Genomic DNA, 25,248 nt, shown 5'->3' with positions numbered 1-25,248 from the left:
TAACTAAAATAACCAAGATAAAGGCGTTAAATGGTCAGATTTCAAGCTGACTCAATGTCAAGTGACAATCTTGCTGTAATGTAAATGACTAATACCACTTTCCCTCAATCACCCGTTTTCAAACTTGATCTAACTGCATGTAGTAAAAAGGTTTTTAGTTTGGTTCAAAATCAAACTGGCGCCATTTTGCTCGATTCAGGAAAAAGTGAACACGAAAATTCGCGCTTTGACATTATACTCAGCCAGCCTTCGCATCTAGTCATTCATCAAAACGGTGAAACTGAAGTCAGTCGTATCATTGATGGAACTAAAACGGCAATTGAACAATCAGATTCAGACCCTTTTGCGTTAGCCGAGCAAATTTGGCAACGTACACAACCTGATAATTACCAAACGTTGTTAACATCTGAATATAACTTTCTGCCATTTTTAGGTGGGATAGCAGGTTGGTTAAGTTATGATTTGGGCCGCAGTATTGAAAAACTGCCCAGCCAAGCCATAAACGAATTAACATGCCCTGACATGTATTTAGCCATTTATGATTGGGCTTTAATTTACGATAGTCACCACCATACTTGGTATGGCATCGATTTTAACCCCGCGCTTGGTAGAATTAGTCAGTTACTGACAAAGCTTGATGCCCAAGAGCAAAGTCATAATCAGCATTTTGAACTGACTTCCGATTGGCAAGCCAATATGAGTGAAGCAGATTATCACGCTAAGTTTGGACAGGTTAAAGCCTATCTCGTTGAAGGCGATTGTTATCAAATCAACCTTGCGCAGCGTTTTAGTGCCTCATATCAAGGCGATGAATGGCACGCTTACAGTAAGCTCACAGAGCAAAATAAAGCGCCTTTTTCTGCCTTTATTCGCACCGAAAACAATGCCATTTTAAGCATATCTCCAGAGCGTTTTTTAGAACTCAACGGTGGGCGAATTGAAACGAAACCCATTAAAGGTACTTTACCTCGTGGCAAAAATAAAACCCAAGATGAAGCCCTAAAACAACAGCTACAATCGGCTGATAAAGACAGAGCAGAAAACTTGATGATTGTTGATTTGTTGCGAAACGATATCAGCAGGAGTGCAAAGCCTGGCACAGTAAAAGTACCTAAACTTTTCGAGATTGAAAGCTTTCCAGCGGTTCATCACCTGGTTTCAACCATTGAAGGTGAACTTGCCTCTGATAAGTCGCCTTTTGACTTGCTCAAAGGCGCATTCCCGGGAGGCTCAATTACCGGCGCTCCCAAAATTCGAGCAATGGAAATCATTGAAGAATTAGAACCACATAGGCGTCATGTATATTGCGGCGCAATCGGTTATATCGACTGGCGTGGAAAAATGGATACCAATATAGCCATCCGTACTTTAGTGACCGAACAAAATAAAATCTACTGTTGGGCTGGTGGCGGCTTAGTTTATGATTCAAAAGCAGAATCGGAATATCAAGAAACCTTTGATAAGGTCGCTAAGATCCTACCTTGTTTGTCAGATAGTTAAGGCTAATGACATAACAAAGGACAATCAGGGCAACATAAAGGGTAGCTAAGTAGGTCGGGACATAGAGGGTATAGAGGATATAAATGGACTGGAATAACATCGAACACCTGAGCTCTAAAGTTACACTGCACCACAGCCCTGCCGATGCGGTTCACCCTTTAGTTTCCGAGCTAAAACAGCACGATGAATTCAAACTAAAAAAATCTGCAGTCACTATTCCATTAGTCAATAACCCTAAATTATCTAATACCCAAGGTATTAGTATTCTACTGACTAAGAGGCAAGATTTTTTACGCTCACACCCTGGGCAAATAAGCTTTCCCGGTGGCAAATTTGATGAAAACCTAGATAATCAGTTACTTGATACCGCACTTCGTGAATCAGATGAAGAAATTGGTATCAAAGCCAATCAACAGCAGCTCATCACTCAGCTGCACACCTTCAATACCCTTACTGGTTTTAGCATTGAACCCTATCTCACTTATGTACAACCAAATGTCGATAGCTTAGTGTTAAATGAGCAAGAAGTCGAAAAGCCTATATTTTTACCGCTTAAGCATTTAATTTTTGAGCAAGAGCTGTTGGTCAAAAATATAAAACGCACTTTTAAAGGTCGTCACTTTAGCTTTGATGTGTATTTCATGCCGTTTCAAGGACAGTTAATATGGGGCGCAACGGCAGGTATCCTCATCGATTTGTGTACGCGTTTAACATCAGCTCAACACACCCAATCAAGACTGATAAGAATGAAATAAAAAAGCCGCTTTATCAGCGGCTTTTTTATTAATTTTTTCTGCTAAGTAACTAGCGTACCGGTAAATCTAAGTCGGCAAACATAGCATCGATATCATCAGCGTTTTTCAGCATAATTGCACGCTCAACGACATCTTTGGTTAGGTGCGGAGCAAAACGCTCGATAAAGTCATACATGTAACGACGCAAGAAAGTACCTTTTCTAAATCCAATCTTAGTGGTACTTGGCTTGAAAAGGTGTCTGGCATCAATGGCCACTAAATCAGTATCCGTTTGTGGATTGATAGCCATTGTCGCCATCACACCAATACCGATGCCCATACGAATATAGGTTTTAATGACATCTGCATCAGTTGCAGTAAAAACTATTTTAGGATCAAGTCCTTTCTCAGCAAACGCAGTATCTAAATCAGAGCGGCCAGTAAAACCAAATACATAAGTGACAATTGGATATTGCGCCACATCCGCTAAACCAACCTCAGATAATTTAGCTAGCGGGTGATCTTTTGTAACTACAATACTGCGATTCCAGTGGTAACAAGGTAGCATGACTAAATCGTTGTATAAGTGAAGAGCTTCTGTTGCAATGGCAAAATCAGCTTCACCTTTAGCAGCTGCATCACTGATTTGCGATGGTGTGCCCTGATGCATATGTAAAGAAACTTTAGGGTATCTATCCATGAAGCCTTTAATGACATCTGGTAACGCATATCGCGCTTGAGTATGCGTAGTAGCAATATTCAATTTACCTTCATCAGGTAAGGTATGCTCTCTTGCAACCGCTTTGATACTTTCAACTTTAGATAAGATTTCCTGCGAGATATTAATAATTTCTTTACCGGCAGGTGTGACGTGCGTTAAGTGCTTGCCGCTTCGGCCAAACACTTGTACACCAAGCTCGTCCTCGAGCATTCTAACTTGTTTACTAATCCCTGGTTGCGAGGTGTAAAGGCTTTCTGCAGTAGCCGATACATTTAGGTTGTGATTCAACACTTCGACAATATAACGCAATTGTTGGAGTTTCATTGCTACACCGTGATTTAATGTCTATATTCAAATTATATATAAATTTATAAAAATTTATTACTATTAATTTAATTTAATTCTATCTTATTCAAATTAAGGTAGATTTTGTTAGTTTTTAGCTAACAAAAAGGTATAAGCGAAGTGGTAAGCTTTAAACAAACAACCAGCGCCGATTAAGTGAGAGATATCAGTGCACAATTCCAACAGTATAGACTTTTCGACCGTTTTAGCTTCAGCAGTACACGATATGAAAAACTCTCTGTGTATGCTGATTCAGTCGATTGATACATTAAGCACACAATCTGCTGAGCAAGATAAAGAACAAAGTGAAGAGTTAGCGAGGTTGCACTACGAAGCATCCAGACTCAATACTAACCTGTTGCAACTGCTCTCTTTGTATCGGGCCGAAAAAAATCAACTTCCTTTAAATGTAGAAGAACATTATATCGAAGATTTAATCGATGAAGTGTTAGCTAAGAATGAATTGTATATTGAAAACCATCAGTTATCAGTAGAGGCAGATTTTGACAGTGAGCTGGTTTGGTATTTTGATATGGATATGATCAGCAACTTACTGAATGATATATTTATCAATGCGCTGAGATACAGCAAAGGTAAAATTCACGTCAAAGCTGAACTTGAAGCTGAGCAACTTAAAATATCAATTGCCGATAACGGTGAAGGTTACCCAGAATCTATGCTCGCAATCAGTGAAGTCGAAATGCATGATTTAGATTTAAACGCTGGGCGCACAGGCTTAGGCTTATTCTTTGCTAGACTGATAGCACAAGCTCATCAAAACAAAAATAAACAAGGAAAAATTTTATTACAAAATGGCGGAAGTCTTGGTGGGAGTGTGTTTACGTTGTATTTGCCGTAAACAAGGACTATTTTAAATTTTGAAAATTAGGTAACATCAAAACTGCTTTATAATTAATAACATAGCAAATCAGGAAACAGCATGATTTTTTCTATTGTCATCGGCTTAGTTATCGCTTTGATTGTGGTTGCAGTCATCGCTAATGCGATGCAACAGCACAAAGCCAAACAAGATGCACAAAAACGTCAAGAAATCGCTAAATACAAAGCAATCATTGAAGAAACTGAAGAACTTTTAATGAATGCAGGGAGCTTACCTATCTCCCAACATTTAATTTTAGTGATGCACCAACGCGTGTTAGAAGCATTAAAATCAATCTCTCAACTTGCCCCAGAATCAAACGATATAAAATCGAGATTAAAAGATGCCCAAGTACGTGTTGATAACTTTGACCCGACAGCAAAAACGGGTGATGACAACATACAGGTTCCAGATGATGACAAGGCCATTATTGCGCTAATTAAAGGTATCAAGAAATTAAGAACACTGCTTCGCTCGGAGCACTCTAAAGGTAAAGTGGACACTGGCGTCTTTATGAAAGAAGACAAACGCCTCGAGAGCATGCAGCTAAAAATCAATATAGACAGTTTAATGAAACGCGGTAAAGCGGCACAAAAATCAGGTATGGTCGGCTCTGCAAGACAGTACTTTGAAAAAGCTTTCAATACACTTTCAGCTAAAATTAACCCCGATGAATACGTCAATTCTCGCAAGCAAGAGTTAGAAGGAATACTAAAACAAATTGAGTCAGAGCTAAAAGATGCCAACGCTAAAGGCAGAGAAAAAGAGCCAGATGAATTTGATGACTTGTTCCACAAGAAAAAATGGTAATAAAAGAGCCACCGCTAGGTGGCTTTTTTATTGTTAAATCTAACGATTCGTCATTAACCCAAGTTAACTTGACTAGGATTCTTGCCTGTCCAACGTTTAAAAGCCCTTCTAAAATTGGTTAAGTCGGTAAAATTTAAATAACTTGCCACTTCTACATTAGCCTTGCCACGTACCGTTAAATCAAAAATAGCTTGTTGCTTTTTTACATTGTCTTGAATGGTCTGAAATTTAATACCGTGTAATTTTAATTTGCGCTTTAGTGTGGCCGTACTAATCGACATTAAATCAGCCATTTGTTCTAAATTGGTCGCTCTACCCTTTTGTAAATGTAGATAGACAAACTGAATCAGTCCTCTTTGTACTTGTTTACGACTTCGTCCTGCCAACAATTGAAAGTGATAATAATCCGTTTGTGCGCTTTTACACTGAAAGCGCATTTGTTTTCGAATAGACTGGCTCGCATGCGGTAAAGCAATCGATAAGTAGCTATCTTCAATGGCTAACATATCGAGCGGCTGAGAAAAGTTGAGTTTATGACCTAAGTTGTGCTCGTATTGATAAATGTTTTTAGGTCGAGCTGCTTTGAAGTAATACCTAATAGGTACGCTTTGCTTGAGTAACCATTTGCAATTAGCGTGAATGGCCGCACAAATGAGTTCTAACCAAAACTGAAAGTCTGTTTGCTCAGTGATACTATTTTCAAATAATAGATAAGTGGTATTGTTGTGCCGTTTAACTACGAAAAAGGCATACGGAAATAACTGCCTTTGATATAAACAGATCAATCTCAACGCATCGTTTAAATCTTTGGCGTGAGAGAGTACATTAGCAATGGCACTAAATTTCCCGACCAATAATCTGTGCCCCATCATGAAACTGATATCTTGATAATTTGGCTGCTTTTTTAAATTGGTTAGTAATTTAGCTAATTGTTCAGTCGAACATTGATACTGCGCCCGCTGTAAATCATCTGCAAACAAGCCCGTGCCTTTGAGCAATGCATCTTCATCTGCACCTCGCTGCTTGGCTAACTCAATTAAACCCAGAGCAATTTGATGACTATCGATTATTTTTTCATGTTGCTCTAACCAAGCTTGCATCATCGCTCCATACTCATCGATTTAATAGTTGCAGCCGCATCGATTGGTTTGTTGATAGCGCGCTCAGCTTTAATTCGAATCATTTTGTCATTGAGTTGTTTAAAGCAACTTTGCATATCTTTCGCCTGGCATGAATGCACCATGCTGACACTGATACTGTGATAAATAGCTTTTGCAGTTCGCTCAGGTTTAAAAGCAAGGTGTGCAATAGAATCTTGAATTTGCATGGCGATCTCCCTTGCCGAAAAAGTATCAACATCCGGGAGTAGCACTACAAACCGATCGCCAGCATAACGGCAGGCTAAATCAACCGTGCGGATATTCATTAAAATCAGCTCAGCAATTTCACCTAATAAACGATCGCCCTGTTTATCACCATACAAACGAACAAAACTGCCAAAACCATCCATATCTAACATCAGAATACTGAAATTAGTTTCATTACGTTGGGCTTTAGTATATTCACGGTTGATTTGGTCATTCATATATTCGGCACTGTAAAGCCCGGTAATATAATCGCTTAAACTGTGTTCGCGGTAATAGCGCTCTCGCCGAGTTAACTGTTTATTTAACGCTAATTGTTCTTGGTGCCAAAAGTACAGACCAATAGTCATAAACACCATGCCAACAGGCGCAGGCCAAGCTTCGTATATGCTCAACCATTGATGTTCACTTGGATAAATAAAGAACTCATCGAGCACATCGAGTAAAGAGGAAACGTGAAAAAAGGCTAAACCGATAACCAGCAGATTAGTCACACTGCCAGCTGGGCGGCTAATTAAGATAAAGAAAATCCATACAAGTGTGATAATACATATACCGCCCTCACCCAATATATCCTGCCAATCAATTTCATTTACCGTTTTGACCACTGCAACCTGACTGATAAACAACAAAGAAAGCAAAATAAGCCCCAAGACAATGGCAATTAACTGGCCATGGAGTTTAAGTAAACTGAAATTCATAACATCACTCGTAGTGGGAAAACGGCTAATTTGGTAACGCAGTTTATTGAAATCTATACACATTACACAGGGTCATATTAGCTCAGCTAATTGACGGTTTTTTAACAGATATAGGGTTTTATCACTTTTTCTTATAATTTTTCCAGTAAATAACAGGTCAAAAAAGCTCAAAATGACAGAATTATGCAGATCTTTTGGCCGTGCCAAGCTGATATCACCGTAAACCTTTCGTTTTTGTAACATTATCGCCATAAAGCAATTTTAGAGTGCACCTCAATTCAGCGCTGAAAGTCATTTTAAACTAAAAAAATATCAGTCATTGAGGTCTGTAATGCAGTTCAATTCTTGGAAGTTAAGTCCTATTTCACTTGCACTCGCTGCAAGTTTATTAAGCACGCCGGTTTTAGCTGGCGATATCAAAGGTAAGGTTACTGACAGTCAAAATAAAGTATATTTCGATGGTGCACTTGTTGAGATTAAAGAGACCAAGCAAAAACAAGTCACTAAGCGCGATGGTTCCTTTATCTTTAAAGACCTAACTGATGGCCAATATACCATTCAAATTACTTACCTGGGTGCCGAGCCAGTTGAATATCCAATAAACATTAAAGATGGCCAAATTGTTGAGCAAAACTTTGTCATTGGTAATGAGCAAGCTGCGCTTGAAAATATCATCGTTTATGGACAACAGGCAGGCCAAGCAGGTGCGCTAAACCGACAAAAAAATGCCAAGACGTTAAAATCTGTGGTTTCATCCGATGCGATTGGTCAATTTCCCGATCAAAATGCGGCAGAAGCCTTACAGCGTTTACCTGGTATGTTTATCCAAAGAGACCAAGGGGAAGGACGTTTTGTTGGTATTCGCGGTATTGACCCAAACTTAAATAACCTCACGATCAACGGTACCAATATCGCCTCGCCTGAATCAGGTGTGCGTTCAGTTGCAATGGACGTTATTCCATCAGAATTAATTGAAGGGCTAGAAGTCAGTAAAACCGTCACGCCAGATATGGATGCAGATGCTATTGGCGGTTCAATTGAAGTGAAAAGCTTATCTGCATTTGACCGAGAAGACGGTAGTTATAGTGTTACGGTACAAGGCAGCTACAATGAGCAAACAGAAGATAGCAGCCCTAAATTATCAGGTTCATATACAGAAATTTTCGAACTCGACTCAGGTAATCGCTTAGGTGTAGCGGCTGCCTTGAGTTGGTTTGAACGCGAGTTTGGCTCACATAATATTGAAACTGACGGTGGTTGGTTTGATGTTGAATTTGAGGATAAAAACTCAGGTGAAGATGTTGAAGGCTTTGGCGCCGAAGAAGTTGAACAAAGACACTATCTAATTACGCGTGAACGCACAGGGGCTGCGATTAACTTTGATTTGCAAACGCAATCGGGTGATAAATATTACTTGAGAACCCTTTATAGCCAATTTTCTGATGATGAGTTTCGCTTGCGAAACGAGTACAAATTCGAGAAAGGTCAAGTTGATGCTGCAACGTGGAGCGCGACAAGCGGTGATTTTGTCGACGCGGAAATGGATCGCGACACCAAAGATAGATATGAAGAGCAAGAGATTTTATCTGTAGTATTAGGTGGAGAAAATCAATTTGACCACTGGTTAGTTGAATACAACTTAGGTTACTCAAAATCAACAGAAGATGAACCCAATCGCATTGATGCTGATTTTGCAGGTGAAGGCTTTAACTTAGGTTATTCAACAGTTGGCGATAAGCCAGCCCTATACCAAGATGCAGCAGCACATGATTTAGCAAACTTTGAGTTAGATGAAATCGCTTTTGAAAATAACCATACCGAAGATGAAGAGCTGAGCTTTAAAATTGATTTAACACGTGACTTTGTCTGGAACAATCACAATGGCCAATTAAAATTCGGTGCTAAACATCGCAGTCGTGAAAAATCAAACCGCCCAGATGTCGTTATTTACGATGGTGGATTTGATGATGCGAGCGCTTTAAATTTTGCTGCAAACACTCCTGATTGGGATCACGGTAACTTTGGCCCAGGTTTATCTAAAGCGGCCATTCGCTCATTCTTTTTTCAAAACCAATCGGGCTTTGAAGTTAATGGCTTAGATTCTCAAATTGATTCACTTTCTGATGCTTACAGCAGCGAAGAAGATATTACGGCTGCCTACGGTATGGTCAGCTTAGATGTCGACAGTTGGCATATTGTGGCGGGTCTTCGTTATGAGAGTACCGATTTTTCAACTCAAGGCAATAAAGTTGAATTAATCGTTGATGAAATCAATGATGACGAGCAAGTAGTTATTGATACTTGGTCAGGCGAGCAAGATTATGATCACCTATTCCCGAGTGTAAATATCCGCTACGACATTAGTGATAAATTGGTTACTCGTTTTGCCTACACAGAAACACTGGCTCGCCCGAGTTTCTCGGACTCAGCAGCAAAACAAGTTATTGAATCTGAGACGGTAGAAGACGATGGACAAATCATCACTGAGCGCAAAGCCGAAGTAGGCAACCCAGATTTAAAACCTTTTGAATCTAGTAACCTAGATTTTTCTATCGAGTACTACCCAGGTCAAATTGGCGTCATGTCGGCAGGTCTTTTTTACAAAGATATTGATAACTATATCGTGGTTAAAGAAGTTCAAGACAATGGTTTGTGGGATGGCTATGAAGAAGTCCTTCAACCGGTTAATGGAGGTTCAGCAAGTATTTCAGGTATTGAATTAGCTTGGACTAAAAACTTTGATTCAGGTTTATTGATTTCAGCAAATGGTACTTGGACGGATGCAGATGATGAAATGCCAAGTCAGTCAGATACCGTTGGCAATTTAACATTGGGTTATGAAAACCGTCATTTAAGTGCTCGATTAACGCTGTCTCATAAAAGTGAAGCATATCAATTTACCGACAGTGATTATGACGTTTTTGAAGATTCGCACAACCAAGTTGATTTTAACTTAAAGTATTTTGTTAACGACAACGCGACTATTTACTTCAATGCCATCAACTTAACGGACGAAGCATATTACCTGTATCACGGTAATAGCCAATACAACTATCAATACGAAACGTACGGCAGCACATTTGAGTTAGGTTTTACTTATAACTCATTTTAAACCGCTTTGCTGCGTTGAGTGATTCAGCGCAGCACCTTACTCCGCTTTAAATCATCTGTTTTAGGTATTCTCGTGAAATTACTAAATAAAACTAAAACCCTTAGCCTAGTTGCTATCAGTCTATTTACAGCACTGGGCTGCAGCCAAAATCAATCGACACATATTGAGCAATCAGCTCAGATCAATAAACCAGAGGTGCAAGCTAAGTCGTTTACATTTGCCCACCCCACCGCTGACAACTTTGAGCACCTCACTTTACAAAATAACGATCAAGTTTTGGCACAAGTGCCCGGTCATTACGAACAAATAGACATGCGTTCAATTGGGAAAGAGCAATATGTCATTGCGGCCCATAACAAAGCCAATAATAGTATCGATATATTCAGCTACCAGCATAATCAGCTTCAATTGTTATCGAGCCAAATAGAAAAAAGCGCAGCGTTAGAAGGACTCTGCCTGTATCAAGATGGCGCTAAAGTTTATGCTTATGTCTTAAAGAGCGACCAAAATGTAGAGCAGCGCTTAGTTTTTGACAGTTTAGCTAACCAAGCCAAGCAGCACACAATACGTCAACTTCCGTTATCTCATAATGTCACAGCATGTAGTGTAAACGATCAATCAAATCAGCTTTTTATCGCTGAAGAAACGATTGGTGTTTGGCAATTTGATGCCAGAGCAGAAGCTACGGTTACCCGACATGGTGTTGCTATGGTTAAGCCTTTTGGCCAATTAAAATCTGAAATAAAAGCGTTAAAAGTACTAACAGATGGCACTTTGCTAATAAGCCAAGCGCAAGAGCAAAAAATAGCGATTTACCAACCAGAGCAAGCAAACTTGCAGTGGGTTAACGTCACAGGTGATGAGGTTGAGATATTCGACGCACGTTGGCTTTCAGACAAGCAACTTCAAATCCATTACTTTGATGAAGAGACACTGTGGCAACAATTACGATTAGACTTGTCTGCTAAGCCTGTCTCGACTGAAGCCTTTATTGCTGAGCTTGCTGCTGATGGAGAAACCGCCCCCGTTGCGCGAATGGGCGATGCGGCTGATGATCCAGCTATTTGGCTCAATCCTACTCACTCAGAAAACAGCCTTATCTTAGCAACCGATAAAAAGTCAGGCTTAGCCGTTTATGATTTAGCGGGACAACAGACACAGTTTATACCATCTGGTCGTATCAATAATGTCGATTTGCGTTATGGCTTTGATTTAAACGGTCAACAAGTTTCATTAGCTGCTGCGAGTAATCGCGACCACAATAGTATTAGCTTCTATCAAATCACCGATAACGGCGTGGTGACAGAGCTTAATCAAACGGCAACCAGCTTAGATGAAGTGTATGGTTTGTGTATGCATCACGATGCCTCTAGCGACCAATACTACGTCTTTATCAATGATAAAGATGGTCGCTATGAGGGTTATCAAGTCACCGCACAAAACAGTCAGATAAAAACCAGCTTAACCCACGAATTTCGTTTAATCGATCAACCTGAAGGCTGTGTAGTCAATGATAAAACAGGTGATATTTTCTTAGGTATTGAGGATCACGGTATTTGGCATATGAATGTATCAGTACCGCAACAACCGACAAAAATTGCAGGTTTAAGTACCAAAGTGACCGACGATATTGAAGGGATAGCCATTTATCATGGTGAGAGCATAAACGATAGCTACCTTGTTGTTTCAAGCCAAGGGAATAATAGCTACGCGCTTTATCATGCCTACCCTCCTTTTGATTACATCGATTCTTTTCGCATCAGTGCAAATTTCGACTTAGGAATAGATGGCGCATCAGAGACAGATGGTTTAGCAGTACACAGTAGTTATTTTTCTAAGGACTACCCGAATGGCTTACTCGTTGTTCAAGATGGCCGAAATTTGATGCCGCATCAGGCACAAAATTTCAAATTACTGTCATTTGAAAAAGTGCTAAATCACTTTAATTTAAAATAATCTAATCACGGGTTTGTCATCTAAGATCAATACACTGTATTGCGATGACAAACCGGCTCTAGGTAAAAGAAAAATGAAATTCGATACACAGAAAGTGCTTAGCTCTGAAGCATTTCCTACAATTTTAGAGCGAAATCTATCAAGACGAGGCTTTTTAAAATCAACCTCTATGTTGGCATCGTCTAGCATATTAGCTGGCTGCATGAGCAATGCACAATCAATAGGTAAAAACAGTGGTGCACTCAATTTCAAGGAAGTGAAACAAGGGCTGGATGCTAATTTGACCTTGGCAGAAAACTATAACAGCCAAGTATTACTTAGATGGGGCGATGCACTGTTTCCTCATTCCCCTAATTTTGACTTTAGCAATCAGAACCAAACCAGCCAAGAACTGCAGTTTGGCTACAACAATGACTTTGTTGGTTTTATCCCTCTTCCACTTGGCAGTAATCGCTCCGATCACGGCTTGTTAGTCGTCAATCACGAAGCAACTGATCCACACCTAATGTTTAAAGGCATAAAAAATGCCAAGGGGCTTAATAAAACTCAAACAGATATTGATATTGCAGCGCACGGTTTGTCAGTTGTCGAGATAAAAAGACAAATGAATGAGCAAGGCTTTTATTGGCAACTTATACTCGATTCTTCATTTAACCGTCGAATTACACCTTGGACTGACATGGCTGTGAGCGGGCCTGCAGCCGGTCACCAACGTATGCAAAGTAAGCTCAATCCTAGCGGCCGAACAAGTAAAGGTACCTACGGTAATTGTGCAGGCGGGGTAACGCCTTGGGGTACCGTATTAACAGCAGAAGAAAACGTTGATGGTTTTTTCACAGGTGACCTAACTGAAACGAACGAACAAGAGAGCTTAAAGCGCTTTGGCTTTAGTAAAGATAAAAAATCTTGGGGTCAGTATTATGCAAGATGGGATTTGAACAAAGATACCGCCGAGGCATTTCACGCCGGGTGGATTGTAGAAGTAGACCCTTTTGACCCCAACTCAAAGCCAGTAAAACACTCAGCACTTGGACGATTTAAACACGAAGCTTGTAATTTACATATTGCACAAGATGGTACTGTCATCGCTTATATGGGGGATGATCAAGCTTTCGAATACATCTATAAATTTGTCAGCAAGCACAAATACAAACCGGGTAACGATGCACAAACAAGAGCGCACAATAAACAATTACTCAGTGAAGGCACATTATTTGTCGCGCAATTTAAAGACAATAACCAACTTACTTGGCTACCGCTTATCTACGGTGAAGGGCCTTTAACAAAAGCCAATGGCTTTTCTTCGCAGGCTGATATTAGTATCGATACCAGAAAAGCGGCCGATTTATTAAATGCCACGCCAATGGATAGACCCGAAGATGTTGAAGTAAATCCAGTAACAGGCAAAGTTTATGTCATGCTGACGAAAAACAAAGCAAGAAAACCTCATCAAACAGACGGTGTGAACCCAAGATCGAACAATAAAGCTGGACAGGTTATTGAGATTATTGCCGATGATGCCGATCATAAACTCGACACCGCCAAGTGGGAATTAATGTTACTGACAGGCGACCCCACTAGCATGGTTACCTTTTACCACCCAGCAACAACACAAGATGGTTGGCTAGCCTGCCCTGATAACTGTGCGTTTGATAACACAGGCAATTTATGGATAGGTACAGACGGATGTGAAGCCTTTGATATTGCAAACGGCTTATGGGCCTGTGCCACTGAAGGTGAAGATAGAGGATTAACCAAGCGATTTTTACGCACGCCAAAAGGTGCTGAATTATGTGGGCCGTTTTTTACGCCAGATAACAAAAGCCTCTTTTGCGCCATTCAACACCCGGGTGAAGATGGCAGCTTAGAAAACCCAGACACACGTTGGCCCGACTTTTCACCTGATTTACCACCAAGGCCGGCCGTAGTGGCAATAAGCCATCGTTCACACAAAGTGGTCGGTAGTTAAAAAAGAAAAGCGAAGCGGGTTAATAACGCTTCGCTGTTTTTCAATTTTTCTTGCACATTTTTTGCAATTTCTTGGCTTATCGATGGCTTTACTCGCTTCGACGTCGGTTTTAGCGGCCCCAGGGAAGTTTAAGCACTTAGACACAGACCAAGATGGTCAAATCAGTAAGAGTGAATTTTTAAATTTTGAACCACGTCAGCTCAATGCCCAAAAGTTATTCACTAAGCTAGACGAAAATAATGACGGCGTTATTGTCGCAACTGAATTTAGTTTTAACAACGCTAAGAAACGAAAAGGAAATTCACAGGCGCAACGAGCGGAAATGAAAGAGAGAAAACAGCGCCGTTTTAATGAGATAGACTCAAACCAAAATCAAGAAGTGACCTTAGCTGAATTTAAAGCCCACATTGCTAAAAAGCAAGCGAGTCATAAACAAATCGATAAAAGTGCACTATTTGCTGAAATTGATAATGACAATAGTGGCTTTCTAACTAGAGAAGAATTAAAAGCGCACAGAAAAATGAAGAGAAAACTGCGCGCAAGTTAGTCGTTAATTACGTTGGCAAACTGGCTGGATAAGGCTTGGTTCTGGACAGTCAGTTTGTGTTAACTGCGTTTGAGTTGTGAAACTCTTAGATTGAATGGCATAAATCTTAAAGCTTGAAATCACAGCCAATAAACAAGCAACAATAATGACAATTAATTTTTTCACAGACGCAATCCTTAACGCTCAAAGTTGATGATGCAAATATAGAGGAGTCACGAAAACTTTTTGTGATACGTGTCACAGCTTAGCTCGTTTGCAGCAAAAAAGTGCAAATATGTCGCAACTGTCACAAAATCGTATTATTGTCATAAATCGATCATATAGCCTCATTACTATCGTGCGCGAAATAACTATTTTCTCTTCAGGCGATAATAATATGAATAAAGAACTGCCCGCTCTAAAAGATCTACTTAAACAGCTAGAATCCTTATCGCAATCAGAACTTGGCATCGAAATTTCTGCTCAGCAGATGGCGTTCGACGATGCCTATTTTAAGCTGGTTATCAAAGAGTTGAGTGAACTTGAGCACCCAGCTTTAATGCCTACAATAGGGCAAATTAAACACCTAGAACAAAGTGCCCAAACAGCAAACCAACCTGCACCTAAAACCGCTACAAATAACACTCAGGCGCCTGCTGCTAAGCGCACTACAGTGAACAAGATGAACCTTATCATTCCTGGTGCAATCGCAGGTTTTGTTATTGTTTTAATTGCGGTATTTGCGCTGTTTTTAACGCCTGCAGAAACTCAACTAACTCAGCCAGTTGTTCAACAAACTATCAAAACAGAGCCGACTCAAGTCGTTCAAACCGCACCAGTAGTTGCGCCAGTTGTAGTAGCTGGTATCACATTACCGAGTGATAACGCTGAGCTTAAATTTAGACTGCACGGTTCAAACACCATAGGGGAGAAGTTAGCACCGGCTTTATTAGAAGCCTATTTAAAACAACAAGATATTGAACAAATGCACTGGGTGAAAGGCGATGTAAAAGTTGAACGCACTTTGCAATATGTGCAAAACAACACTGTTTATGCCATTGAGCTTCACGCACACGGTTCAAGCACTGCATTTGAAGATATGGGCTTGAAAAAAGCGGATATGGGCATGGCATCTCGCCGTGTCAAAAAGTCTGAAGCTGAGAGCTTAGTAAAATTAACAGGTAATCTTAATAAAGTAGGTAATGAACACATTATTGGTCTAGATGGATTAGCCGTTATTGTAAACCAAAACAACCCTGTTAAAGCTTTATCTACTCATACATTATCTCGTATCTTTGCTGGTGAAATTGACAATTGGTCTCAAATTGGCGGTCCGCAAATGCCAATTAACGTGTTTTCACGTGATGCAAATTCAGGGACTTGGGATACTTTTAAAAGTTTAGTATTGAAAAAGCACAAAAAGAATTTAACGCCAAATGCAACACGACTTGAATCCAGTACAGAGTTATCAACACGCGTATCTCAAGATGAATCAGCAATTGGCTTTATCGGATTAAACTATATTCAACACAACAAAGCTGTTGCTGTATCTGAAGGTGAAGGGACAACACCTATCTTCCCTACTCGCTTTACAATCGGTACCGAAGATTACGCGCTATCTCGTCGTTTATATTTCTACACGCCGACATCTGCATCAGAAATGATCAAAGACTTTGCTCGCTTTGCTATTTCTAACCGCGGACAGGTTATTGTTGAAAAAACAGGTTTAATCTCGCAAAACATCAAAGTTGAAACGGTTTATCCAATGCAAGAGGCTCCGGCTAAGTACAATCAGTATGCCGATAGAGGCCAACGTTTATCGCTCAACTTCCGTTTCGACTACGGCAACAAAGACTTGGATAACAAAGGAAAACGTGATTTGGATCGTTTAATTGAGTTTATGGAATCAAACCCGAGCAAACGTATCGTGCTTATGGGCTTTTCAGACAGCATTGGAGCAAAAGACAAAAACAAAGTTTTATCCTTGAGTCGAGCAAAAGCGGTTGAAAGAGAATTAACCTCTCGCGGTATTCCAGTGATGGCGGTAGAAGGTTTTGGTGAGCTACTGCCAATTGCAAATAACGATAATGAAGTAGGTCGTGAACGCAACCGCCGCGTTGAAGTTTGGATTATCTAACGCTGACTTAGTCATGCTATCTAAATAGTGATCTGTGGTTGTTTTTTCCACAGATCATATTTGTGTCACAACTTCTTGAAATAATTAGCAACATCATCATTAATCATATTGGAGCATCTCAATGTACAGAATTTTTTCTGACGTCGCGAGTATCTTACCCGTGTTTGAAAACTACTCTGTCAAGGAAGCATTGCAAGTTAAAATTAACATTGAGCATACCTTAACAAAATTAGATATTCCCTCTCCTGAGTTGCTCGCTCAGATGGAAGCAGAAGGAATAGATTTAGCTGAATTTGCCAACGATCGCTACGACCCCATGTCGCCGCAGCATATGGCATCAGGTGTGATCAAAAATCACTTAAAAGCGACCTTTTTAGACAGTGAAAAACTCTTTGCTGCTTTATCACCTATGACTTTAGTTGAAAAAGTAGAAGTGCAAAAAATCTTATTAGATGCCATGTCATCACTGCGTTTACCCTCTCAAAAATTAATGGAAATGATGGAAAATGAAGGGCTAAATGCTAATAAGCTAGGCTTAGAAACACCTAATGCCACCGCCGAGCAAGATAAGTTAAATGAAGTTAAGCAACGCTTAGGTGGCGCACTAAAGACTCAGACGATGCAACGTCCCGAGCCGGAGCAAATTGCAGCTTTACAGCAAAAGTTGACCAGTAAGTTATCAGCAAAACCTATCAACGAATTCGAAATTGCAAGAAAAAAGAACGTACTCTCTTCAGCTTTACAGCAAGCTAAACCACAAGTTGAATCCAACGTTGTGAAGCTAAAAGCCAAAGCTGTCGGTCAGTAAGCGCTTTACTTAATTACATATTATTTGTTAAAAGCCCTCTTGTGAGGGCTTTTTAATATCTCCGTCATTTTCATTTCATCAAAAAGTCACCTTATTCCGCCAAATTGGTGCTAAAGGATTTAATCAATAATGGGGAAAAATAATGTTAAAGCAGTTAAATAAAGTTGCCCTTGCAACGTCTATTTTATTACTCACCGCATGTGGCGGTGATGACAATAATGACTTTTATCAGCAAGTAGCTGAAAGTCGTAGCCAAGATAAAGCATTCAGCTTGAGTATTTTACATATCAATGACCATCACTCTCATATCAAAGCAGATGATTTTGATTACGATGTCTCATCGCTCAATTTAGTAGATGAAAATAACCAAGCAATTAGCGAAGTCGAAGTGAGTTTTGGTGGTTTCCCTATGTTAACCACTTTGTTTAATCAATTAGAAGCTCAATCGGCCAATGTCATCAAACTTCACTCAGGTGATGCGATCACAGGCACGCTTTACTACTCACTGTTTAATGGTCAAGCCGATGCTGCTGTAATGAATGAAATCTGTTTTGATGCATTTGCTTTGGGTAATCATGAGTTTGATAGCGGTGATGCGGGCTTAGCGACATTCTTAGATTATTTAAATAATACAAGCTGTCAAACGCCAGCCCTAGCAGCAAATGTTATTCCGGCGAATAACTCTCCTATCAGAGACGGTTATATCAGCCCTTACACTATCATCGAAAAAAACGGTCAGCTTATTGCGGTGATTGGTATCGACATTGCTGGTAAAACTAAAAACTCATCTCGCCCAGATGCCGGTACACAATTTTTAGATGAATTGACAACTGCACAGCAATATATTGATGAAGTGCGAATGCAGGGCGTAAACAAAGTCGTTTTATTAACGCATTATCAATACGAAAATGACATTGCATTAGCCAGTCAACTGTCTGGTGTCGACATTATTGTTGGTGGTGACTCTCATACTTTGTTAGGCAGTGAAAACTTAGCCATGTTAGGTTTCAACCCGCAAGGTGATTACCCAACACAAGTCACCAATGCTGATGGTGAAAAAGTCTGTATCGTGCAAGCATGGGAATACGCGCGTGTATTAGGTCAAATTAATATCGACTTTGATTCAAATGGTGTTGTTCAAGCGTGTTCTGGTATGCCTTATTTACCAACAAGTGATCAGTTTGCGTATGAAGTAAACGATGAAATGCGTTACCTATCAGGTGATGCACAAACAGCAGTAGTCAATGCGCTTTCTCAGTATCCAGAAGTTCAGTTTGTTGTAGCGGATGAAGCATCTTCAACGTTAATTGCAAGCTTTGATGAGCAAGTAGGTGACTTAGTTAATACAGTGATTGGCCAAGTATCAGAAGACTTGTGTTTAGATCGTTACCCTGGCCAAGGCCGCTCTAAAATTTGTGATGCATCTGCAACGTATGCCTACGGTAGTGATATCTCAAATATTGTTGCAAAAGCCTTTTTAACGGTCACACCAAGTGCCGACATTGCTATTCAAAACGGTGGTGGTGTGCGTGTAGATGTGGCGAGTGGCGATTACACTATTGCTGATGTATACACTTTATTACCTTTCTCTAATACGCTAGTTACACTTGAACTGACGGGTGAACAAATCAAGCAAGTGTTAGAAGATGCACTGAGCAATACCCTTGATAACCAAGGTTCTAGTGGTTCATATCCTTATGCTTCAGGCCTGCGCTACCAAATTGATGCCAGTCAAACTGCAGGGAGTCGCGTATCAAATATTGAAGTCAATACGCGTTTATCAGCTGATTGGGTAACTATCGACCCAACGATGACTTACAACGTGGTAACGAACGACTATATCGCTTCAGGTCGCGATGGTTATTTAACATTTGGTGAAGTCTTCAACCAAGGAAAATTTGTTGATACCTACACTGAATATGCACAAGGCTTTATCGATTACGTTAAGTTGTTAAATGCTAACAACCAAGTACTCAGTAAGCTTCCGATGGCTGAATATTCAACTCAAAAATATATCGGTCGTGACGGTTGTGACCATTCAACATCGTCTGCTTGTGAAGGTTACTAACACATACTAAGCCAAGCGATATCTGGGCCACACAGTTATTTTGTGTGACCCAGATCACACCTAGCGACAAACAAGCACAATTACTACTACCTTAGCTTAGGCTTGAAGAGGTATAATATGAGCTGATTGCAGTTAATGAGTAACCCAATTTTATGTATAAAGTGATATTGACCTTAAGCTTAGGTCTTTTCTGTTTTAACCTTCACGCCAGTAAAATTTCATCACCATACGAGCGAGCCTTAGCTCACTTAGAGAAAGGTAACTTTTCTTCTGCCGAGATTGAATTAAAAACGACACTGCAAGAAACACCTGATTATTTACCTGCCAGATTAAAACTAGGTGAAGTTTTATTTTACCAAGGTCAGTTACGAGCGGCAGAAAAAGAACTCTCTATTGCCAAATCACTCAATGCCGATTCAAAGCAGGTTATCTTCTTACTTGTTCAGGTTAAGTTAGGCTTATCCAAACACAGAGAGGTTATCGAGCTTTTACAGCAATACCGTAAATTATCAACGGAACAAAACTATCACTTATACCTAGCGAATGCCTATAAAGCGGGCCTGCAATACGAACAGGCACAAAGCGCTTATCAAAAAGAGCTTGCGCTGCACCCTGCAACGGCTCAACTGCATACAGAAAAAGCGGACTTATATCTTAAGTTAGCAAAGTTAGAACAAGCTAATGTTGAAATTGAAACCGCTCTAGCATTAGATTCAGGTTATTCACCTGCTCGTTTGGTAAAAGCAAGCTGGTACAAACAAAATAAACAGCTGCACAAAGCGATTGAAACCTATCAAGGTGTATTGGCCAATGAACCGGACAACAAATCAGCACATTTAGGGTTAGCAACAACTTACCTAGAAAACAGACAGCTCGATAAAGCCATTAGTCAAAGTGAAATCGTACTTGAAAAGGATATCTATAATCCGTTTGCCCAAATCATTAAAGCCTCTGCGCTATTTGAACAAAACCAAGAGCGCGACGCCAAACATGTATTGAGAAACTTGCGCCATCAATTATCTTCGCTAAGCGATGAGATGAAACAAGACAAAGCCGTCTTATTTGTGACCGCTAACGTCAACTATATGCTTGATGATGTCGAAAAAGCGAGCCGCTTATACATTAAATATATAGACCTTTACGGTGAAAACTTAACAGCAAGAAAGTACCTTGCCGAAATAGCACTGCGCAATAAAGCCTTTGCTGAAGCGGTCATTCACGTTGAAAAAGGACTAGAGAACTTTCCGGAAAATGTCGATTTTTATATATTAGCGGCAGCCGTATATCGATACGAAAAACCTGCAAAAGAGTACTTGGCCTTTGTTGAAAAGGCTAAAGATAAATTTACCAATAACCAAACCTTGAAAGACTTGTATTTAAGCAGCCTGCTGCAGTCTGGACAGAGTGATAAAGCCTCTTCAGCACTATTAGAAGTGTCCGATAACCAATTACAAAACAGAACGACCCTAGGTTACATACAGCTTGAAAACAACCAAATTAAACAAGCATTTGACACGGTAAAAGCGCTTCTTGATGAATACCCTAATAAAATTGAAGTTTTACAACTTGCCGGCGAAGTATCATTAAAACTAGGTAAAATAGAACAAGCAAAAACTTTTTTTGAAGGTATCTTAACGTTAGATGAGAAATTCAAACCGGCTTATTTAGCATTAGCCGCTATCGCCTTAAAACAAGGTGACGCTAAAACGGCTCAGCAACAATATAACCAAATTTTAAAACTCCACGGTAAAGACAAATTAGTCTTAGAGCTATTTGCTGAGCTTGCAATCTCTCAACAATCTTATGCATTAGCCCTGCACTTGCTTAAAAAGTTAGAGCTAGAAAGTGAAGACCCTCACTATCATGCAAACTTAAGAGCGAAATTAGATTTAGCACTGAAGGTCAACGATCTAGAAACAGCACAAGCGGTTATCTTACAACTCGAACAAGACAACTATTTTGACCACACTTACATACTCCTAAAAAGTGAGTTCTTTGCTAAATCAAATCAGTTAGATCAAGCCCAGAAAAGCTTAAGAGCACTTTATGGCTTAGTTTATGATGACGCAGATAAACTCAAACACATCGCTTTGCGCCAATTAGATTTAAAAGATAATGAAGCAGCAAAAAAATCGATCGACAGAATTAAACAGCTGGGCAAAGTAAAAACCCGCTATCTTGATGCTCGTTTAGCGTTAAACCAAGAAAACTATAAAAAAGCAGAGCAACTCATTAAGAAGGGAATTTGGAGTAAAGATAAAATTAGCTGGCAAGAGCTTGAAGTTACCTTGTTACTGCAACAAAACCAGCTTACAAAAGCTGAACCTAAACTTAAAAAATTATTTGCCAAAACGCAAAGTCGGCAACATATGCAGTTATTGGCTCAAATATACAGCCAGCTAGAAAAACCCCAAAACGTAAAGAATTTGTTACAAAATTGGTTAAAGCACGTACCTGACGATGCATGGACAATTGGCCAGCTCAGCGCCTTAGCAATAAATATGGATGAAATCGATTTAGCGATTAGTGTTTTAAGTGATTACCCTTACATCAATGAACACCCTATCTTTTTAAACAACTTAGCTAACCTTTACATAAAACAAGATGTAGACGAAGCTTATAAACTCGCATTTAGAGCCCATGAACTAGCCCCTAACATTGCTGAAATCAATGACACTTTGGGTTGGGTGCTGACTAAACAAGGAGAGTGGGAGCAAGGGTTGAAATACCTAAGGGAAGCGGATGCACGTAAAGCGAACCAAGCAACATTTAAGTACCACCTTGCCTATACCTTAGCTAAATTAAATCGCTCATCTGCAGCAAAAATGACATTTGATGAAGCTAAACTACTCGACGATAAGCATGAATTGCGAAAAGAAGTAGAAAAAGTAATTAAAACTCTATAGAGAAAAGAACAACTTAGAGAACTGGTTCTCATTTTTAGCGACAAAGTTAAATTGATTTGGCTGTAAATATGTCAATTTATGACAAACTTTGTTACTATATGAGCGAATTTTAACCCTTATCGAAAACTAAACGGAAATTGTACAGTGCGTATTTTTACATTATTCACAGGTTTACTGTTAAGTTGCTCTTCACTAGCTGCCAATATTGATCTTGGCGTTGCAGGTGATTACAACGCATTTGTTCGTGGTGATTTCAAAGTAACATCTTCAGATACAGAAGGGCGCATCGCCGTTGGTGGTGACTTTATCGTTGATGGTGGTTACGATGTTGGTACCAAAATCAAGGACTTTAATATGGGTGATGGCCCTGCACTAGTTGTAGGCGGTAATGTTGAGAAAACAGGCAATGGTTTCTTAAACATTTACAACACATCAACACTTCCTAACCCAGAATATGGCGATCTTGTTTACGGTGGTTCTGTAAATGGCTCTCCAATTGGTGTAGCAAATCAAATTCAAGATCCACAATATATTGATTTTGATAACGCTTTTGCTCACTTACAAAACGTTTCAAAAACATTATCAGAAAGCACAAACGCGATCACTGATACTAAACATGATTGGAATGCTAGCCAAGAAGATTGGAAATTAGATTTTAAAGCTGACCCTAACCAAACAAATGACGACGGTGTATACGTTTTTGACGTTACTCAAGACATGTTTGAAAACCAATGGGGTAGCAAGCGTACAGACTGGTATGTCGATACAACTGATATGCAAGACCCTGCTACTTTAGTATTTAACATCCGTGGCGAAAACGGTGTGGTTAACTTTACCCAATCAAACATCTTCTTAAATGACGCAAATGATCCTTTAAGTGAGTACTTCAGAAAGGGCGAAGCAAACGGTAAACCACCAGTTCAAGTTATTTATAACTTTTATGATGCAAGTGTTATCAACCTCGACCTAAATCTTCAAACAGATTTATACGGTACTATCTTGGCACCGACTTCAAATATCTCGGCTAATAGTTCAGTAATTTGGGGACAAGTCATTGCTAACTCTTGGGAAGGTAACATGCAAATCAACTACAACCCGTTCACACCAGTGATCACTACACCGGTTCCAGCACCGTCTGCGTTCTGGGCATTCTTTGTAGCTTTAGGTTTAGTTGTAGCTAAAAACAAATTCAGATTCAAAGCGACTCCAAATACTAACACTGTATTTGCTTAAGTCACTTAGCCCCCATAAATACGATAAAAGCCTCACTATGTGAGGCTTTTTTATTTGTACTAACACTTATCCCCTACCCACTGCTTTTAGTTCATTCATTTTCTCTTTAAATAGCCAATTGTGAGTAACGGTTAAGTCTATTACCCACTTTCACAACTTAGGTTTTTCGGCTTAACTGCAAGCAGTGACAAGACAGGGCTACCACGTTAACTAAACTCTAAATACCAAATGCCTTACTGAGAGCAATGGTAATGATTACAGATGGCAGTTTGACCGCTTACTAAACACAGTAAAGTTAATGGGTATATAAAATAAGTCTACAAGGGTTAGATACAAAAAAGCCGCCAGGTGAATTAGGCGGCTTTTTGAGTCGTAATATATTGACGTGCTTAATTAACTTCGACGACTTCTGTATCACTAGGCGTATCAACAAGATCAGTTAAATCTTTCAAAATACTATCATAGATATATTCTGTGACATTGTACTGCCAGTTTTGATGTCTCTGGTTAATTTTATCGGCTAGTGTCGTTGCTGCTTCATCAGTACTGATTGCTTGAGCAGAAATACTTAACCAAGGCTGGCTAGCATCATCAACTTTTTGCTCAGCAAAGGTCAGATCGACTTTTACCCCATTAAAAAGGCCAACTTGTATATTCTGCGTATTTTGCTGCCAAAGCTGTGTATCGCGCTTAGCTGGAAGCTGCATACGAATACCAGCAATTGCACTTGCATATGAACCCATCACGCCAGGATCTTTCGCTGTTTGGCCACCCGTTAACTCAGTCAATAATACATAGTCAGCACCCGGGTTTAGCTTGTTAAAACTAAATCCATCTTTTTCAGTGACTCTGCGTACAGCTTGGATATCAGCAATGGTGAAGTTTTCAAAGATCTTCTTTTCAATCCAACTTGTCGGCTCGCCTGGAGCATAAATTTTCTTATTTACTTGCCAAGTTTGATCACTGTCGTTAAGTCTCGCATAGCGACCGTTATCATTTTTAGGATAACCACCTAACAACACTGCTGCTTGTTCTTTTGCCGTAGCGACTTCCACTAAAACTGCACTACTCTCACTATCAACTTTTTCGCCAGAAACAGGCGTTAGTTTTAAATGATGATGTTTAGCTGGATTACTGGTTTTATCTTCCACAATTTCAGCTTCAACCAATTCATTAATGAATTTACGAATTTTAGTTACATCAGCAGGATAGTTATCTAAGCTTGCAATGACCCATTGATCATTTTGTTTTTTAGCTTCAACAATTAGTTCATCAACCGCTTCAACCACTTTAATGTGATTAAGCGTGCTTGAATCGGCCTGAATAGCGGGCAACATAGCGCGTTTATCAATTGAACTATCAGCTTGTTGACCTTGGTTTAACCCCAGACCAACAGCTATTAATGCAGTGCCAGCTACGGCAAAGATTAAAGGTTTATTACTTAACATTATTCTATTCTCTTTTATTTAAACTAGCTT

General features: G+C 39.8%; 17 protein-coding genes and 2 pseudogenes. 14 read left to right on the top strand and 5 right to left on the bottom strand.

Going from position 1 to position 25,248, the window contains the following annotated elements; genetic code table 11:
• Positions 1–84: 84 nt before the first annotated feature.
• Together pabB and HR060_RS12250 are read left to right on the top strand one after the other, a co-directional pair.
• Positions 85–1,500, top strand: coding sequence for an aminodeoxychorismate synthase component I (gene pabB, locus HR060_RS12255; RefSeq protein ID WP_174200586.1), 1,416 nt, complete (start codon positions 85–87; stop codon positions 1,498–1,500).
• Between the two features lie 83 nt (positions 1,501–1,583).
• On the top strand, positions 1,584–2,255 hold the full coding sequence (locus HR060_RS12250; protein ID WP_174200585.1) for an NUDIX hydrolase: 672 nt from the start codon (positions 1,584–1,586) through the stop codon (positions 2,253–2,255).
• Positions 2,256–2,304: 49 nt separating this feature from the next.
• On the opposite strand, the gene cysB is transcribed toward HR060_RS12250, so the two are convergent.
• A complete protein-coding gene (gene cysB / locus HR060_RS12245; RefSeq protein ID WP_174200584.1) occupies positions 2,305–3,279 on the bottom strand; it encodes an HTH-type transcriptional regulator CysB in 975 nt (324 codons plus the stop codon).
• 247 nt (positions 3,280–3,526) lie between these two features.
• On the opposite strand from cysB, the gene HR060_RS12240 reads away from it, so the two are divergent.
• Together HR060_RS12240 and HR060_RS12235 are read left to right on the top strand one after the other, a co-directional pair.
• Positions 3,527–4,159, top strand: coding sequence for a sensor histidine kinase (locus HR060_RS12240; RefSeq protein WP_174200583.1), 633 nt, complete (start codon positions 3,527–3,529; stop codon positions 4,157–4,159).
• Positions 4,160–4,240: 81 nt separating this feature from the next.
• Positions 4,241–4,990, top strand: coding sequence for a hypothetical protein (locus HR060_RS12235; protein WP_174200582.1), 750 nt, complete (start codon positions 4,241–4,243; stop codon positions 4,988–4,990).
• A gap of 53 nt (positions 4,991–5,043) precedes the next feature.
• Here HR060_RS12235 and HR060_RS12230 read toward each other — a convergent pair whose 3' ends face one another.
• A complete protein-coding gene (locus HR060_RS12230; protein WP_174200581.1) occupies positions 5,044–6,093 on the bottom strand; it encodes an AraC family transcriptional regulator ligand-binding domain-containing protein in 1,050 nt (349 codons plus the stop codon).
• Positions 6,090–7,055 carry a GGDEF domain-containing protein gene (locus HR060_RS12225; protein WP_174200580.1) on the bottom strand — a complete coding sequence of 322 codons (966 nt, stop codon included), beginning with the start codon at positions 7,053–7,055 and terminating at the stop codon, positions 6,090–6,092. Before HR060_RS12225 ends, HR060_RS12230 begins: the two co-directional genes overlap by 4 nt.
• 331 nt (positions 7,056–7,386) lie before the next feature.
• On the opposite strand from HR060_RS12225, the gene HR060_RS12220 reads away from it, so the two are divergent.
• From HR060_RS12220 to HR060_RS12205, 4 genes are all read left to right on the top strand, one after another.
• Positions 7,387–10,167 (top strand): TonB-dependent receptor, encoded by a 2,781-nt coding sequence (locus HR060_RS12220; protein ID WP_174200579.1) that lies wholly within the window; start codon positions 7,387–7,389, stop codon positions 10,165–10,167.
• A gap of 72 nt (positions 10,168–10,239) precedes the next feature.
• Positions 10,240–12,123, top strand: coding sequence for a phytase (locus HR060_RS12215; protein WP_174200578.1), 1,884 nt, complete (start codon positions 10,240–10,242; stop codon positions 12,121–12,123).
• A 73-nt stretch (positions 12,124–12,196) separates the two neighbouring features.
• Complete coding sequence (locus HR060_RS12210) at positions 12,197–14,092, top strand: PhoX family protein (protein WP_174200577.1); 1,896 nt, start codon at positions 12,197–12,199, stop codon at positions 14,090–14,092.
• Positions 14,093–14,174: 82 nt separating this feature from the next.
• Positions 14,175–14,639: an EF-hand domain-containing protein gene (locus tag HR060_RS12205; protein ID WP_174200576.1), complete on the top strand. Its 465-nt coding sequence runs from the start codon at positions 14,175–14,177 to the stop codon at positions 14,637–14,639.
• 3 nt (positions 14,640–14,642) lie between these two features.
• On the opposite strand, the gene HR060_RS12200 is transcribed toward HR060_RS12205, so the two are convergent.
• Positions 14,643–14,804, bottom strand: coding sequence for a hypothetical protein (locus HR060_RS12200; protein WP_174200575.1), 162 nt, complete (start codon positions 14,802–14,804; stop codon positions 14,643–14,645).
• A gap of 109 nt (positions 14,805–14,913) precedes the next feature.
• Here HR060_RS12200 and HR060_RS12195 point away from each other — a divergent pair.
• The 6 genes and pseudogenes from HR060_RS12195 to HR060_RS12175 all read left to right on the top strand — a co-directional run.
• A pseudogene (locus HR060_RS12195) lies at positions 14,914–16,302 on the top strand (phosphate ABC transporter substrate-binding protein); the annotation flags it as partial.
• A gap of 99 nt (positions 16,303–16,401) precedes the next feature.
• Positions 16,402–16,755, top strand: a pseudogene (locus tag HR060_RS19875) (OmpA family protein); the annotation flags it as partial.
• A 121-nt stretch (positions 16,756–16,876) separates the two neighbouring features.
• The gene (locus HR060_RS12190; protein WP_174200573.1) at positions 16,877–17,563 is read left to right on the top strand and encodes a hypothetical protein; all 687 of its coding nucleotides are present in this window, start codon (positions 16,877–16,879) and stop codon (positions 17,561–17,563) included.
• Positions 17,564–17,705: 142 nt separating this feature from the next.
• Complete coding sequence (gene nadN, locus HR060_RS12185; protein WP_174200572.1) at positions 17,706–19,631, top strand: NAD nucleotidase; 1,926 nt, start codon at positions 17,706–17,708, stop codon at positions 19,629–19,631.
• 152 nt (positions 19,632–19,783) lie between these two features.
• Positions 19,784–22,537: an XrtA/PEP-CTERM system TPR-repeat protein PrsT gene (gene prsT, locus HR060_RS12180; RefSeq protein WP_174200571.1), complete on the top strand. Its 2,754-nt coding sequence runs from the start codon at positions 19,784–19,786 to the stop codon at positions 22,535–22,537.
• A gap of 144 nt (positions 22,538–22,681) precedes the next feature.
• Entirely contained in the window at positions 22,682–23,770 is a 1,089-nt protein-coding gene (locus HR060_RS12175) for a collagen-binding domain-containing protein (RefSeq protein ID WP_174200570.1), read from the top strand.
• Positions 23,771–24,159: 389 nt separating this feature from the next.
• Here HR060_RS12175 and HR060_RS12170 read toward each other — a convergent pair whose 3' ends face one another.
• Positions 24,160–25,218, bottom strand: coding sequence for a DUF4340 domain-containing protein (locus tag HR060_RS12170; protein WP_174200569.1), 1,059 nt, complete (start codon positions 25,216–25,218; stop codon positions 24,160–24,162).
• Positions 25,219–25,248: the final 30 nt, after the last annotated feature.

It is taken from the genome of Marinifaba aquimaris, assembly GCF_013328345.1.
GTDB classification, from domain to species: Bacteria; Pseudomonadota; Gammaproteobacteria; order Enterobacterales; family Alteromonadaceae; genus Marinifaba; species Marinifaba aquimaris.
This window is presented reverse-complemented; position numbering and strand designations above follow the sequence as displayed.